We start from the raw sequence: 16647 nt of genomic DNA, 5'->3' as shown, positions 1-16647 counted from the left end.
GTGCCGCGCAGCCGCTCGATATGCGCATCACGACGAGGTCAAGGGGCTTTCTGGGAGAAGGCGCGATGACCCCGCCCGGTGCGCGGCGGCCCGGGCGGAATCTCGACTTCGTCATGGCAGCCAAACACGTCTCAATGCCCGAGGCCCCGGCCATGGCTGAGACCCTGAATCGGCCGTCGCGGAATGGAGGCCCATCCGCCGAGGCGATGAAGCCCCGGGCGGTGGTGCTCGGTTTGGCGGAACTGCAGGGCCTGGATCCGGGATGAACGGACACCGCCGGCGAATTGCCAGGGGCTTCCCACAACCGGTTCCCGAGGCGCGACGGGCAGTTGGTCGAGCCGCTCGCCGGCCCGCCGGTCGAAGGCGTCCTTGCCCCGAGTTCCCGGCGAGCTGCGGAAGTCGCCGAAGAACCAGTCGCGGCCCGGCTGATTCCTCATATCGTCCGACGCGCCGTCGTCGTGGACGGTGACGCCCGGGATCAGCGAGGTCGAGAGGAGGTCGCCCACCCGCGTCTCGTAGGATCCGGGCGAGGCCCACTTTGCGAGGACCTGATCCAGGGCGACGAGGTTCTCGTCGTGGTTCGTGAATCCACCGATCAAGATGTCCTGGCCCAATCCGCCTTGCAGCCGGTCGCGGCCGAGGCCGCCGATCAGGACGCTGCGGCCGATCCCGGCGTTGAGCCTGTCGTTGCCGGCTCCGCCAACGAGGATGCTGTTGCCGATCCCGCTCCTCAGGTCGTCGTTGCCGTCCCCTCCCAGCACGATCGCGGGGACCGAAGCGCCCAGGGCGGCGAACCTCTGACCGTTGCGCATCGAGACCGTCTGCACGTTGACGACATCATTCCCGCCATAGCCGACGACGACGATGCTCGAGAGGCCGGCCTTGCCGAACGCCTGCCTGAGGTTCCGGTTGCCCGATCGGGTGTTGGCGTTCAGCCGGGCGTCCACCTCCAGCAGGCCGTTATTCCTGGCCGTCACCCTGATGTTATCGCGACCTTCGGTGCCGACGACGTACAGGACGCCATCCACCACCCCGATCCCGCTCACGACCGCCTTGGTGGCGACCGCCTGCGACGCGGCGGAGTCGCTATCCACCGCGACCACGTTGACGTTGTAGATGCCCCCCGTGGCGTAGTTGTGGGCGGCGTCGAAGGCCATCGTCCCCGGGTTAACGGCGAACGTCTGGACGGCCGAGCCGTCGCCCCAGTTGACCCGGACAAAGTGGGTGTCCCGACCGGGATCGGCCACCGTCCCGGAGATCCGGATGACGCCATCGGGGGATGGGTTAGCCCCCGGGTTGCCATGGTCGGAGATCAGCGAGGCGACGGTCGGTGCGGTGTTCTGCACGGTGAAGGCGGCGGAGGCGATGTCGACGGCGCCGTGTTCATCGGTCACCCGGACTCGGGCAGAAAATGCCGCCGGGCCGTCGTCGATGCCGAGCGCCTGGAGCTGCGCCCAGGTCAACGTCGGATTCGAGCCGATCGCATCGGTGTAGATGCCGTCGCCGTTCAGGTCCCACTCATACTTGAGCGTGCTCGATGGCTGATTGGCATCCGTCGTCGCATTCGCGTCCAGGTTGAGTGAGTCGCCTTCGTGGATCAGGTAGGGGCCCCCCGCATTTGCTACAGGCACGGGGTTGAAGATGTTTAGAAGCTTCTGGGTGATGACCTGGCCGCCGTCGTCATCGGCGACCACGAGTTTCAGGCCGAAATTTCCAAGCTGATCGGCGATGAATTGGGTCGATGGCCCCGAGAGGGAGAACGTGGAGCCATCGGGACGCGTGACCGTCCAAGAATAGGTGAGCGGATCGGCATCGCCCGCCGCGTCGGTTGCCGAGGCCTGGAGGTTGACCAGGGAATACAGCACGAGCTGATCGGGCCAGGTCAGGCTCGTGAGCACCGGGGCGACGTTGGCGATCTTCCCGAGGGCTGACGCGACGTGGAAGTCACCATAATCATCGGTGACTCGCACGCGAGCGTTGAACGTGGCCGGGCCGTCATCGAGGCCGAGCGCCTGGAGCTGTGCCCAGCTCAGCGTGGGTTTGGAGCCGGTGGCGTCGGTGTAGATGCCGTCGCCGTTGAGGTCCCACTCGTACTTGAGGGTGCTCGCCGACTGGTTGGGGTCGGTCGTCGCGGTGGCGTCGAGGGTCAGCGAGCCCCCCTCGTTGATCAGGTAGGGGCCCCCTGCGTTCGCCACCGGCGGGGCGTTGGGGACTGCCAGGAGCTTCTGGGCCGTCACCTGGCCGCCATCGCCGTCTCTGACGACAAGCTTCAGGCCGTATGACCCGAGTTGGTCGGCGAGGAATCCGGCGGAGGGGCCCGACATGGTGAATGTCGTGCCGTCGGGGCGGGTCACCGTCCACGCGTAGGTGAGCGGGTCGGCGGCGCCGGCCGGGTCGGAGGCCTGGGCCCGGAGGCTGACTGCGGAGCCGATTAATGCACGGTCGGGCCAGCTCAGGCTCGTCAGCACGGGATCGACATTCGCGACGGCGATCGTCCCGGCCGAGGCGGTCGCCTCGCCGTTGTCGTTGCTCGCCCGCAACGATACCGCATATGAACCATTGTCCGTCGGGATGAAAGTCACATCCCGGCCGACCAGGGTGATGGCCGGTCCCGTGGCCGGGGTTAACGTCCAGGTGAAGGTGAGCGGCCCACCGAGGGCGTCGGTGGCGATGGCGCTCAGGTTGATCGGCGAACCTTCCTGGCCGGTCGTCGGCACGTTCACCCGACCGATGGTGATCGGCGTCGCCTTCACGTCCACCACGGATTGGGCCGAAGTGACCTGGCCGCCGTCGCCGTCGGTCACCATCAGCGTGACGCCATACCGGCCGGCTGCGGCCGGGGTGAAGCTCGCCAAGGAGCCGGTGACGATCAAGTCCGGGCCCGTCGGCGGCGCGATGGTCCAGGTGTAGACCAGATCCGCCAGGTCGCCGGCGACATCCGTCGCGTCGGCCAGCAAGGCGACCTCGTGGCCGACGTACCCCGTGGTCGGGACGGTGGTGGATCGCAACGTCGGATCGAGGTTCGCCACCGTCACGCTGGTCGTCCGGGAGGCCGTGCCGCCGTCGCCGTCGGCCAGATCGACGCGGACCGCATATGTGCCGCTATCGTCGGTGGGGAAGCTCACGGCGGGGCCGGTCAGGGTGATCGTGTCGCCGGCGGGGGTGGTGATCGTCCAGGTGTAGATCAGGGACGTCAGGTCGCCGGGGACATCATTGCCGCTGACGCTCAAGGCGACCGTATCTCCCTCGAAGAGAGGACCTGTCGGCACCACGATCGACCCGAGGGTCGGGTTGGCGTTGGCGACGACAACGGGAGCCAGGTCGCGTGTTGTCGAGCCGCCGTCGTCGTCCCGCACGGTCAGGCTGACCTGATAGGTGCCGTTATCGTCGGGCGTGAAGGTGGCCGCGTTGCCGTAAAGATAGGTCTTTGCACCGCCCGGAGATGTCAAGGTCCAGATTGCCGAGACCGGGTCGACGGCCCCCGCCGGGTCGCTGGCCGTCGCGGAGAGGTGCAGGGGGACGCCCTCGGTTCCGCTGGTCGGTGCATCGACGCTGTCGATGGTCGGGTTCAGATTGGCGACCGTCACGCTTATCGGGTCGGAGGTGGTCGACTGGTTCTCGTCGTCGGTGATCGTCACCGAGACGAGGTAGATGCCGTTGTCGGGGAAGGTGAACGGCACGGTCGCCCCGGCGAGCCTGGCGACGCTGCCGCCGGGGCCGAGGACCGTCCACGCGTAGCGGAGGCCGCTTGCGCTTCCGTTGTTGTCGAGCCCGGCGACGGCGAAGGAGACCGTTGCCGCTTCGTTCGCCGTGGTCGGGACCTGGATGGAGCCGGCGACGATCTCGGGGGCGAGGGAGGCGACGGCAATCGACGCCGTCCGGATCTCCTGGCCGCCGTCGCCGTCGCTCACGGTCAGCTCGACGCTGTGGGCCCCGCCGTCGGGGACGAAGCTCACCGTCGGGCCGTCGAGCGTGAGGACAATCCCGGTACGCACATTCGTCACCTTCCAGCGGTACGTCAGCGGGTCTGCCGAGCCGCCGGGGTCGCTCGCGGTCGCGGCCAGGGTGATCGGCTGCGCCTCGGTGCCCGTCGTCGGGACGACGAACGTGGTGATGCGCGGCGGCAGGTTGGCGACCATCAACTCGGCCGACTGGCTCACCGTGGAGCCGTCGTCATCGCTGAGCGTCAGGGTGACGACGTAGCGGCCGTTATCCGGCGTGACGAAGTCGAACGAGCCGGGATAAGCCCGGGCCTGGCCGAGCAACTCAGCCGGGAGCGTGGGGAACAACGTAGCCGGGTCGTCGGGCAGGACTGCCCCGTCCGGGTTCACCGTGCCGGTGAACGTCCGCGAATAGCCGTTCGGCCCGGTGACCGCCCACGCAAACGTGAGCGTGTCGCTCCCCTGAATCGGGCCGACGGCCAGCGTGCTGACATGGGCCGTCCCGCCTTCTTCGCCGGGCGAGGGGGCCACCGTCAGCGAGATGATCCGAGGAGCGACATCGGCCACGACGACGCCCAGCGGGGCCGCCGGATTCGCGAAGGTCCCGTCGCTGTTCGTGAGGCTGGTCACGGTCACCTGATAGGTGGCGGCGTCGGCGTAGATGTGCAGGGGGGGCTGGTCGGTCCCCTTGACGATCGACGTGGTCCCGTCGCCCCAGCTCACGACATAGCCTGTGACCGTCTCGTTGCCCGGGTCGGTCACCTGTACGTTCAGGATCAGCGGTCGCGTCGGGTTTCCTTCGACGGGCGCCGGCGACGACTGGCTCAGGGTGACGACCGGTGCCACGTCGAGGACCGTCACGCCCAGCGTGTTGCCGGCCGGGTGCAGGATGCCGGAGACGTCGAGCGCCACTGCGGAGATCGTGTAACTCCCGTCGCCCGCGTAGACGTGGCTCACGGTCGTCGGGTCGTTGGCGACCGTCTGCAAGGGGCTGCCGTCGCCCCAGTTGATCGCCCATCTCGCGATGGCCGGCAGGCCGGCGACGCCCCGGCCGAGCGTGAGGGTATAGTTGGAGCCTTCATTCACCGTGGCCGGCCCGCTCAGGGCGCGGGCTCCGGCGACGACCAGAGCCTTCGTCACCGGGCCATACGAGCCATCCTCGTCCATCGCGACGACGCTGATGGTGCGGCTCGCGGCCGAGGTGTAGATGTGAGTGGCGGTCGCCGGGGTGCCGTTGAACGTCTCGGCCGGAGAGCCGTCGCCCCAGTTGACCGTCCAGGTGTGGACGGCATCGGTTCCCGGGTCGACGGACGCCAGGCCGAGGGTGAAGAGCGACCCGACCTCCACCGTCCCGGCGCCGGACAGGCTCAGCGTCGGGGCGGTGTTGGTCACCGTCAGCGTGGCGACGTCCGTGTTCGAGTATGTCTGGCCGCCGAGCGTGGTGGTGACCTTCAACGTCACGGTATACGTGCCGTCGTCGGCGATGCCGGCCGCGACGAGGTCGTCCCAGGTGAGCGTCTCCGGGGAGGAGCCGGTGATCGCGCGGTCGCCGACGGTCCACTCGTAAGAGACGACCGTGTGCCCGGCCGGGATGAGTGAGGCAGAGCCGTCGAGCTTCAGCGAGCCCCCCTCGGCGATGGTGTACGAGCCGCCGGCATCGGCCGTCGGACTGCCGAGGATGTTGATCTGCTCGATCGTGGCATACGTCACGCCGAAGTCGGCCGCGCTGATCTTCACCGAGCCGGCGTTTGGCTGCGGGGCGCCGGGGTCGGTGGTCTGGCCGTGGGCGTCGAACGTCAGCGTATCGCCCGCGTTCGGGGCGTCGCCGTTGACCGTCACCTGGGACCGGAGCCTCGCCCCGTCGACCAGGATCTGATCCGCGCCGTCGCCGCCATTGAGCGTGGTGCTGGCCCCGGTGCCGTTGGCATAGAGGCGGATCGTATCGCCGCCGTCGCCGCCGTTGACCGTCGTCGTCGAGTTGTCGCCGGTGCTCAGCAGGTCGAGCGTGTCGCCGTCGTTGCCGAGGTTCACCGTGGTGGCCTTGCCGGCCCCGGTGTTGCGCAGGGTGACGAAATCGGCCCCGCCCTGGGTGTTGAGCGTGAACGGCACCGCGACCTCGCCGGCGTTCACGATGTCGCCGCCGCCGGCCGACTGCACGGTCAGGCTCTCCACGCCGTCGAACGAGACGTCGTAGGTCCTCGGCGGCGGCGTGTTGGCGGCGACGTTGAGGACCGCCACGCCGCCGGATCCGAAGATCGAGCCGGCGCTCGAGACATAGAGCCGACCGCCGTTGAAATCCAGGTCGCTGACGCCGTCGATCCCCGTCATCCCGGCGGAGCCGTCGCGGAGCTGTTGCAGGACGGTCAAGGCTCCGGTCGACGGATCTCGGCCGAAGACGGCCAGGGTGTCGGTGCCCCCCGCGACGACCACGTACTTCCCGTCGCCGCTGACGATGACCTTGACCGCCCCATCGATCCCCTGGACGCCGCCGCTGCCGTCGCGGAGCGACTGGACGAAGCTCAGGGCTCCGGTGCCCGGATCGCGTTTGAAGGCGACGACGGACGAATCCAGCTTGCTCGTCACGTAGAGCGACGTACCGTCCGGGCTCAGGGCGATGGCGACGGGGTTGGACATCCCCGTTACGCCCCCTACGCCGTTGCTCGAGACGCCGAGGACCGAGAGGGTGGGACCATCGGCGAGCCAGAACAGCTTCCCCGTGCCGACGCTGGCGACGTAGAGCTGGCCCTCCGCGCCGGTCGTCAGGCTCGACGGCCCGACGAGGCCGGTGTCGGTGAAGCTCGACGAGTAGGTGAGCCTCCCGGTGTTGGGATCGCGAGAGAAGACCGCGATGGCGTTCTCGTCGTACCCCGCGACGAACACCCGGTTGCCGTCGGCGCTCACCGCGAGCGACCGCGCCCCGTCGAGGCCATCGACGCCGTCGATGCCGTCGGTGAATACCTGGTCGAGGAACAACTGGCCGGAGTTGGGGTCGCGGATGAAGACGGAGACCGAGTCCTCGGCCGGGTTGGTGACGTAGACGTTCTTGCCATCCGGGCTGATCGCGACCGAGGCCCCATCGGTCAGGCCGGCCGGGATCACCTGCTTGGCGTCGCCCAGGGCGCCGTTCGACGGGTCGACGTCGGCGACGGTGAGGACGCCGAATTTCGTGCTGATGGAGTAGGCGTGTCGGCCGTCGGGGCTGAGGGTAGTCTGGATGTCGTCACGCTGCGTGGCGGCCGTCGTCGTCGCGAACTGCCACTGGCCCTCGTAGGCGGCGACCTGGTCGTTCTGAGTGATCCAACCGTTGTCGAAGCTCGCGCCGTAATACTGCTGGCCGTCGGGGCCGAATTCCAGGTCCGCCAGGGAACGCACCCCCGGCAGATTGATCTGCTGCGGGTTTACGAGCTGACCGAAGGAGGTGTTGAACGAGACGATCGGGCTGATGGTCGGCGTGGGGATGGGGACGTCGTAGATGGTGTAGGTCAGTTGATAGCGGATGAACTCCGTGCCGAAGCCATCCACGGTGGTCAATGTGACGACATACGTCCCGGGGGAGCTATTGACACCGATCGTGAAAGGCGCGCCGACCGGTTCATCGACGATGGAGTCCTCCTCGCGGACGACGACCGTGGCATCGGTTGTGAGGACTCGATTGTAATAGGCCGTCAGGTCAACGGTCGCGCCTGCGCCGGCTCCGTTCTGCGGGCCCGTGTAGATACGCTGGCCATTGACATCGATGTAGGGCTCGTCGCCCGAGGAATCGTCGTTCGGGTTGATGACGTGGAAGTTGTCGAGACGCAGGAACCTCACCGGCGGCAGCACGGGCACGCTGTTGACGTCGTATGAGGCGACCACCTGATTGCCGAACGGATTGACGGCCACGGCGGTGGCGGTCGCCGGCTGCGCAGGGTTGGGCAGGGCGGTGGTCCCCGTCCAGAATAGCGAAAAATCGTTATACGTAAAGCTGTCGATCCCGCCAACTCGGCTGGCGAACACCGTGTTGTTGGCCCCGATCGCCACGTCCGTATACTGGCCGGAGACGTGATCCGCCGGGGCGGCCGAGCCGTCGCCTGGCGAAGTCAGCTTGCCGCCATCGAGCAGGTGGATGCCGTCCAATGCGTTGCCCGTGGCGAAGAGGGTGCGACCGTCGGCGCTGATGGCGATGGCGTTGTATCCGACGGTCCCGAAATACCGACGCTCCCCGAACGTGAGTGCCCCGTTCGCGGTGTTGCGATCGAGCCGGACCACCTCGACGGTGGTGGTGGCATAGACATTCTTGCCATCAGGCGCGATCGCCAGCGCGGTGATGCCCATGACATCCTGATAGACGCCGCGGTACACGAGCCGTCCGGTCGACGGCACGCGCTCGAACGAGAGGACTACTCCCATCAGGCTGCCGACGTAGACGTTCTTGCCGTCGGGGCTGACGACGACGGCATCGGCCGCGATGAGCCCCTGCATCCTGTCCGGGCTCCCCTTCAACGTCTGCACGAACGTCAGAGACCCGCTCCAGGGGTCGCGGCTGAACACGGTCAATGCGCCGTCCTGCTGGCTTGCGGCGTAGAGGTAGTTCCCATCCGGGCTGACCGCGATGCTGCTGACCCCCGCCAGCCCGTCGACCTGGACGGCGTAGTTGAAGCCATTAAAGTTGCGAATATTATTGAACGAGAGGACGTTCGCCCCCTCCGTGATCCGCACTCGCGCCCCGTCGACGTTGATCCGCTGCAGCACGTCGACGGTGTCCTCCACCGTCAGCGCGTCGACGAGCGATCCGGCCAGGTTGAACAGGGTCGGCGTGTCGATCGTGTTGAACACCTCGACGGTGCCGACGTAGACGCGGCCATCGCGATAGGCCCAGGCGACGGGCGTCGTCGAGTTGGAGATGTCGGTGACGACGACCTTCCCGGCGGTGAACCTGAGATTGTCGCCGAACGGCGAGCCCGTCAGTGCGCCGGGGTTGCGGAAATCGGCGTAGAGTCTGTCGGCCGCGTTGCCCGGATCGGTCGGGTCGTTGACGGTCGTCAGGCCGCCGACCGCGCGGACATGAATCTCGTCGGATCCGCCGCCGCTGTTGATCTGGGTCAGGGCGGGGCCGGCCGGCGTGCCATCGATGGTGAAGACGTCGCTGCCGCCGCCGAGGTTGACGTCGATCCTCTCGAACCCGCTATAGGTGACGTCGACGAATCCGCTGAAATGCGTCGCCGTCATCGCCCCGACCCGGGGGACCGACGAGCCCGTCTGGTCGATCACGAGCCGGTCGCCGTTCGGCCCCGGCGTGGCGGTGCTGGCGTTCACGCTCAAGGGGCCGGATGTGGCCTTCACTGTCACCAGGCTGTCGACGGGCCCGAGGGCGATCCGGGTCGCGGCGGCGTGCGTCGACTCGACGGTGATCGCCGTCGCGACGGCCGCCTCGATGGCGACCTCCGCCAGCCCGGCATAGAGCGTCGCGACGCCGCCGGAGCTGATCTGGGTCGCGGTCAGGGTGATCGCGGTCGGATCGCCGTCGACGACGGTGAACACGGCCTTATCTGTTCCGTCGCCGTCGAAGTTGGCCCCGCCGATCGGCGTGCGATAGGTGTCGGCCCCGTCCCCGCCGTCGAGCTGGATCTTGATCCGTTCGCCGGCCGAGGTGCCGTTGCGAGGCCCGGCGAGGGTCATCGTGTCGGCGCCGGCGAGTCCTTCGATACGCAACCGATCGAGGCCGGCGGTGATGCCCGCGAGTGTCACCATCGCCGAGCCGCTTCGGGTGACGCGGACCAGGCCGCCGTTGGCGTCGATCCCGAACGTATCGTTGCCGCTCGTCCCCTTGACGACGGCGGTGTCCACTGCGCCGTCGTCGCGGGAGGTGACGGAGGTGGTGGTGCCGGTGCTGCTCTGATTGCCCTCGATGTCGCCGAGGTTCAGCGCCACCGTCGTGATGCTCGTCCCGGTCAGGTCGTTGACGAAGATCAGGTCGGCCCCGCCACGGGCATTGACGGCCAGGGTTTCGAACCCGGCTCCGACGACCTCGTCGTTCGTCGTGCCGGAGACCCTCGCCCGCACGTTGACGCCGTCGGGGCTGACGGTGATCGTGTCGGCCGCGTCGGTGCCCTTGACCGTGAGCGTGTCCGCGTCCGCGCCGCCGTCGATCGTGGTCGGCTGGCCATCGCCGGCGTTCCAGGTGATGCGGTCCATCCCCGCCCCGCCGAGCAGGACATCCGAGCCGCCTCCGCCGAACAGGAAATCGTCGTCGCCCTCGCCCTCCAGGCGGTCGGCGCCGGGGCCTCCGACGAGAACATCGTTGCCGGCACCGCCGCGGAATGTGACCGCGGCGGCCGACTCGTTGATGAACATGTCGTTGCCGGCACCGCCGTCGATCACGATCGGCAGGCCCGGGTCGACGGGCTGCCTCGAGTTGACGATGACGCGGAACTCGTCGTTGCCGCCGCCGAAGTCGGCGTTGACGGAGGTGACGTTGCGGAAGATCTGGGAGGCCCCGAACGCCCGCAGGATGATGTCTTCGCCGGGCCCGCTCGTGCTCGCCCCGAGCGACTGCAGGGTGTACGCCTCATCCGCCTCGGCGACGCTGGCCTTCTTGCCGACGTTGCGGTTCACCCCGAGGGCACCGACGTTGAGCGTCAAGACGCCGTTGGAGAGCTGGCCGAGCCGGGGGTCGGTCTCGGAACCGAGCAGGAAGTAGCCGAGGGTGAAATCGACGTCGTAGGTGATCCCCAGGATGGTGACATCGGCCATCGCGGTGGCCTTGCCGCTCGAGCCGTTGTAGTCGATGCCGATCCCGGCTCCCACCAGCGTGATGCCGGCCGCCCGCACCTCGCCGGAGGCGCTGCCGCCGAAGTTCAGCGTCTTGACCCCGGATGCGTTTGGCAGGTAGCTGGCATGCAAGGCGACGCTCGCGCGGATGCCCCAGTCGTCGGTCCCCAGCAGGATCCGGCCGTTGATGTCGACGTCGAACAGTCCGCGGGAGTCGAAGAATCCGCTGGCGCTGACAGTCGCCAGGCCGAACAGGTCGGCGGAGAAACTCCCCCCGACGCGGAAGAACTGCTCGCCGGTGATGGGATCGAAGCCGGCGCTGATGCTGGCATCGCCGGTGAGGGTGATCACGCTGAGCAGCCGCAAATCCAGGTTCTTGATCGCGATCTCGCCGAACCCGACGCGGGTGTCGATCGAGAGCGACAACTGGGCGCTCGCCTGGAAGATGCCGGCGACGCCGAACGGGATGGGAGCCCCGCTCGAGGTGGTCCCGCCGAGCGTCAGGGCAGTGTTGAGCACGAGGCCCGGGTTCGCCCCGTAGTAGATGCCGGCGGTCCCGTCGACGCGCAAGGCGGTCGCGTCGAAGAACTGGAGTCCGGCATGGATCTCCATCTCCAGCGAATCCGCCCCGACGAGCAGGCTGAAGGAGCCGTCCAGGCCGAAGCCGGCGATATCGACGTTGCCGCCGACGTACAGGATGCCCGAGTGGGCCGGGAGTGCCTGGTCGTCGAGGTTCGGGTTCTGGAACTGGATGGTGGACGCCGTCGAGGTCGTATTCACGCCGAGGTAGATCTCGACCCCGGCACCCAGGTCGACCTGCGGGATGTCCAGGCTGCCTTGCAGGGCGATATAGCCGATCAGCCCGTCGGAATTGATCCGGAGCCGGCCGGTGACCTCGCCGTTGAGCAGGCTTTCTGCCCCCGGCACCGAGAGCGAGGCATTCGCGGAGACGTCCAGCTCGAACGCGGAGGCGGCGACGAGGATCCGGAAATCCCCCTCGAGCCGGAACGCGTCGGCGATCGTCATGCTAACGTCCACCAGGCCGTCGCCGTCGGGGTCGGTGCTACCGCCCGGCGGGGTCGTCTCGTCCGGGTCGCCGAACTGGAGCACGAAATAGGGCCCGTCCGCCAGCGGCGTGCCGTCGAGCAGGGTTGCGTGGCCCGGCACCACGACCGACAACTGGCCGTTGGCCACCGGGAGCAGCGGCAGGGTCAGGCCTCCCGCATTCTCGCGCCGATCCTGGATCTTCTGGAGGCGGTCCTGGAGCCGGTCCGGGATCGCGTAAGTAAACGCCTGCCCGAGCGTGTTGATCAGCAACTGGGCCGATCCCTCGACCTCGGCGACGCCCTGCAGTCCGGCCGAGACGAGCAGGTCCACCCGGCCCACGACTTGCGGAGCAATCGGGGTACCGTCCACGACCCCGACGAGGTCGCGCAGGGCCAGCACGCCGACCGCGTCCAGGCTCAGGAGGTTCATCTCCTCGCCCGCCGTCACGCTCACGTCCAGGCGGCCGGCCACGAACAGATCGAGGTCCACGCCGTTGTCGCCGCGCACCGTGAGGTCGGTCGCCGCGCGGCTATTGTCGACGACGGCCAACTGGTCGCCGCGGGTGACCACGTAATACGACTTTGTGCCGTCGTCGATCCTCCAGCGCGGACCGGCCCCGGGCACGACCAGGGCGCTGACCGTGGCCACGTCGCTCAGGCCCAGTCCGTCGACGATCGCCTGGGGGATGGTCCCGCCATCCAGCTCCTGCGCGGCCGAGCCTTCGAGGACGAGGAGCGGGGCGTCCACGACGATGCGGGCGCTGAACGCGCCGTCGAAGCTGATCTGAGCACCGACCCCGAACGCCGACTGCCCGAGGCTCAACGACCCTTCGCCCTCGAGGATCAGCGAGGCGGCGTCGAGCGTGAGCGTCTCCGTCTCGCGTCCCGGCAGCGTCAAGTCGAGGTCTCGCGTCCCGGTGGACGTGTTGAACCCCAGCAGCAGGGAGGCGTCGACGCTGATGCCGGCGTCCTGGAGGAACGCGAGGTCCGGGTTCGCGGTGGTGAAATCCAGCTTCACCGCCCCGATGATCTCGACCGGCCCGTTAGCTTCTTTCGAGATGATCACCCGCCCGGCCGCGCTCACGAGGTTGCTGGCGGGGATGAGCCCCTCGATCGACAGGCTGCCGGAGACGTTCAGCTCGACGGAGGTGGCGTCGGGGGTATTCGCGATCTGAAGGTCGAGCTCGGCGAAGCCGCCGTCAGGCCCGCCGTCGCCGCCGAATACGGCGGTGGCGAAGCTGGAGATGCCGACCTCGCCGCGCCCCAGGATGTTGAACCGGAACGCGGCCGGGGCCACCCCGGTCACAGCCGGGTTGACGAGATTGCCGGCCGCGTCGAGGAATTCGATCGTCGCCTGCCCCTTGACGGTCACGAGCGAAGGGCCGCCGTCGGTCGCCGGGAAGGAGCCGAGGAAGACCATCTTGAGCGGGTCGGTCGGATCGGCCTTGTCCACCTGGCTGAGGTCGGCGAACAACCGCAGGTCGACCGAGACGTTGTCCGCCAGCGTCGCCTTGCCGAGGATCACGAACTTGCCGTCGGTCGTGATGATGATATCAACATCGGCCCGGAACGTGTGCTGGGAGACGTAGGTGCTGTAGAGCGTCGCCCCGGCCTCGATCCTCACCACGGCGTCCGCGTCGGCCGCGGCCGTGTCCCCGCCGGTGATGGCGAGGCGGTCGCCTCGGATCGTCGCGTAATAGACCGTCTCGCCGTCGGTGATCTTCCACTTGGACGGGGTCGTGCCCGTCCGCGCGATCACCTCCACCACGGCGCCGGCGTTGAGCACCAGCTCGTGGTCCGCGAACGCATCGAGGACCGGCTGGGTGACGGCGCCGCCCTCGCCGAGCGAGTCGGTCAGCGCGTCGTCCTCGGTGATGAAGCGGGCACTGGTCACGTCGAGCTTGCCGTCCCGCAGCTCGATCAGGTAGGTATCCCCCAGATACTTGACCTGCCAGAGGGAGCCGGCCTCGAGCTCCGTCACCTCGCCGCTCACCTTGGCGTCGGCGACCGCATACCCGGCGTCGTCGAAGGCCGCCGCGAGCGTGCTGCCGGCGGCGATCTCGCCCGAGTCCAGCTCGTCGACGATGGCGCTGACGTCGTCCTCGACGATGAAGATCCGGCTCCCGCCGCTGACCTGGTTGACGACCTGCTGCTTGAGCTGCTCCTGCCACTGGTCGGCGGTCAGCGAGGTGCTCGGCTGGAAGATCGGGTCGAGCAACTCATCGGGCGATTGCGGCACCGGCAAGGGGGTGGCGTTGAAGCTGATGCCGCCGCGGAAGCCGCTGAGCGTCAGGCCGGCGATCGGCTCCAGGGTGACCGGCACGTCGGCCCGCAGGTATCCCTGGAGGAAGCCGCGCTCGCTGAAACCGATCAGGATCTCGACCCCCATGTCGCCGAACTGGAACCCGCCGTTGATGCCCGCGTAGAAGACGGTGCTGGCGAAGTTCGTCTCGCCGTCGTCGAGGACGTTGCCCTCGTCGTCGAGCTTGACGATGCCGCCGATGACCGACCCTTCGACGTGGCCGGCGAAGAGGTCGCCCGAGACCCCGACGGAGAAGCCGTCGAGCGCCACGATCGGGAACTCGCCCTTCGCCAGGCGGAACGGGTCGATCACGATGTTGTCCACGCCGCCGCTGAACGTCAGCGGGCCGATCGTGCCGCTGACGCTGGCGGTCAGCGCGATCGTGAACTCGTCGGGGTGGTCGTCGAAGTCGCCCCAGTCGAGGCTCAGCGTGTCGACCTTGAACGGCAGGAAGGACGGCAGCTTGAGCTTGGTGCCGGCGTCGGCCCCGAAGTCGGCGGAGATGGAGAGCGTCTCCGGGCCGGCGACCGTGCCGTCGCCGGCGATGACGACGCCGCCTACCCCGCCAGCCAAGGTCAGGTCGGCGGCGGCGATGAAGACCGTCGCGGTGGCGGTGCCGATCGACAACAAGGTAGCGGAGCCGGTCGCCGTCGGGTTCAGCTCGACATCGGTGGCGTCGAGCGTCACCAGGCTGCCGAGCTGGCCGTTGAGCGTGCCGACGCTGAAGGTGAAGCTCTGGACCGCGCCGGCCTCGTCGAAGCCGAGTTCGGCCGCCACGTCCTCGCCGGTGAGCGTGAACCCGCCGGCCGCGACGACGATGCCACCGGCGCCGATCTTGAAGCGGTCGAGCGACACGCCCTCGCTGTTGCTGAAGCGGAAGTTGCCCAGCTCGACGAACGGGTTCGTGATCTCCAGTGCACCGAGAGTCACCGTCTCCTCGACCGTGAGCCGCGCGGCGCCGAACGCGAAGCCGTCGGTCCGCACGACCAGCCCCGGCAGGTCGTCCGACCCCGTCAATTCGCCCAGCAGCTTGAGCTTCGGCACCGCGAGCGTGAGGTCATCGGCCCTGAGGATCTCCTGGGACTCGCCGGCCTCCGGATCGTAGGTGATGGCGACGCCGTTGGCCGTGGCGGTCAGCACACCCGGGACGTCCAGGACGAACGTGGCGGCGGTGAAGACGAACGCCCCGGTCGAGCCGACGCTGGTGATCTCCCCGGTGTCCGGATCGACGTCTCCCGCGAGGGTGAACGAGCCGGTCAGGTCCTCGGCGACGGCGCTCATCAGGCCCGACGACTCCCCCTCGGTTCCCTCCTTGGCGAACGAGAGCGAGGCCGAAGCCGCCGACAGCCCGACATCGACGCTCAGCCCCTCCGTCCCGAAGCTCAGGGCCGGGATGACGAGGCCAACCTCCTCCAGCGCGATCGGACCGAGCGAGGCGGAGAAGGTTAGTTGATCGCCGCCGCTGGAAATGCCCGGCAAGCCCTGTCCCGGCAGCAAGGTAAAGCCGCTGACCGTGAAGCTGTCATCGACCAGGGCGAACGTCGGCTTGTCGTCCTCATCCTGGCCGAGCGTGAAGTCGGCGGTCTCGCTCGACAGCGTGATGGCCTTCACCGGCCCGGCGTAGAGGGTGAGAGCGACACCGACGCCGCCGATCAGCAGGACGTTGTCGCCGCGGGTGATGGTGAACTCGCCGCCGACGGTGAAGGCCGGGGCAGGGCCCCCGACGGTGAAGGTCGCATCCCCCTCCAACTGGTCGGTACCGTCGTCGAGCGTCAGATTCTCGGTGCCCAGAGGGGTCGGCACCGCGATGTCGACGTCCGCGCCCGTCGTATTGATCTCATAAGAGAAGTTCGACGAGGCGAGGCCCAGGCCGGGCAGCCCGACGACTTCCAGGCCGGTGCCGTCGCTGACGTTGTCGGTGGTGATCCGGGCGGCCAGGCCGCTCGGGACGAGGGCCATCGCGCCGCCGGCGCCGGTGAACTGGATGCCGACTGCATTCCCGAACGTGAGGGCCGCATCCGACACGGTCACGCCGACGCCCGTCTGGCCGCTGAGTTCCTCGAACGTGAATGTCCCGGTGATCTCCTGGTCATCGGACTCGATCCGGCCTTCGATCGTGGTGGAGACGGCCTGGCCGTCGGGGGCGCGGAAGAAGTCGAAGAGCTGCAGGCTGGCGGCGTCGTTCTGGGCGAAGATCTTGATGGGTTCGGTGGAGGCGGGGTTGATCAGGGCATACTTCTCGGTCGGCGTATCAATGATGCTGGCGGTCAACCCGCCGGCGAGGAGGAGCCGATCTTCGAGGGATTCGAGATGGAGCAGGCCGCGGTTCAGGCGAGGCAGCGGTTTTCGTACCTGGAGCGATTTCCGAGCCTTGTGGGAGGGACGGCCCATTGAGAATCTCCACGAAGAAGGTGCCTGCACCTACATCGGCGGGCGTGCCCAGGTAGGTGCTTCAATCGCTGCGGATCCGGGAGTTCCGACAAAATTCGGAGCCGTGGGAGGTTGTGTATCTTGCGGTTACGCAGATGGCTTCCGAGGCGGGAAACGTTGGAGCGTGGTGAACCCGCATTAGGCAACTGTCGGTACGGCGGCTGCCAGGCCACAACCT

General features: G+C 68.1%; 1 protein-coding gene. It reads right to left on the bottom strand.

Annotated features, from left to right (window positions below):
- Positions 1-131: 131 nt before the first annotated feature.
- Positions 132-16430 (bottom strand): PKD domain-containing protein, encoded by a 16299-nt coding sequence (locus ACOYYX_RS22380; protein WP_422923846.1) that lies wholly within the window; start codon positions 16428-16430, stop codon positions 132-134.
- Positions 16431-16647 lie beyond the last annotated feature (217 nt).

This window comes from Singulisphaera chitinilytica (assembly GCF_049331405.1).
Taxonomy (GTDB): domain Bacteria; phylum Planctomycetota; class Planctomycetia; order Isosphaerales; family Isosphaeraceae; genus PoT.
This window is presented reverse-complemented; position numbering and strand designations above follow the sequence as displayed.

Excerpts from the sequence above, each read along its gene's own strand:
- ACOYYX_RS22380 (WP_422923846.1), bottom strand. The coding sequence starts at position 16,430 with ATGGGCCGTCCCTCCCACAAGGCTCGGAAATCGCTCCAGGTACGAAAA.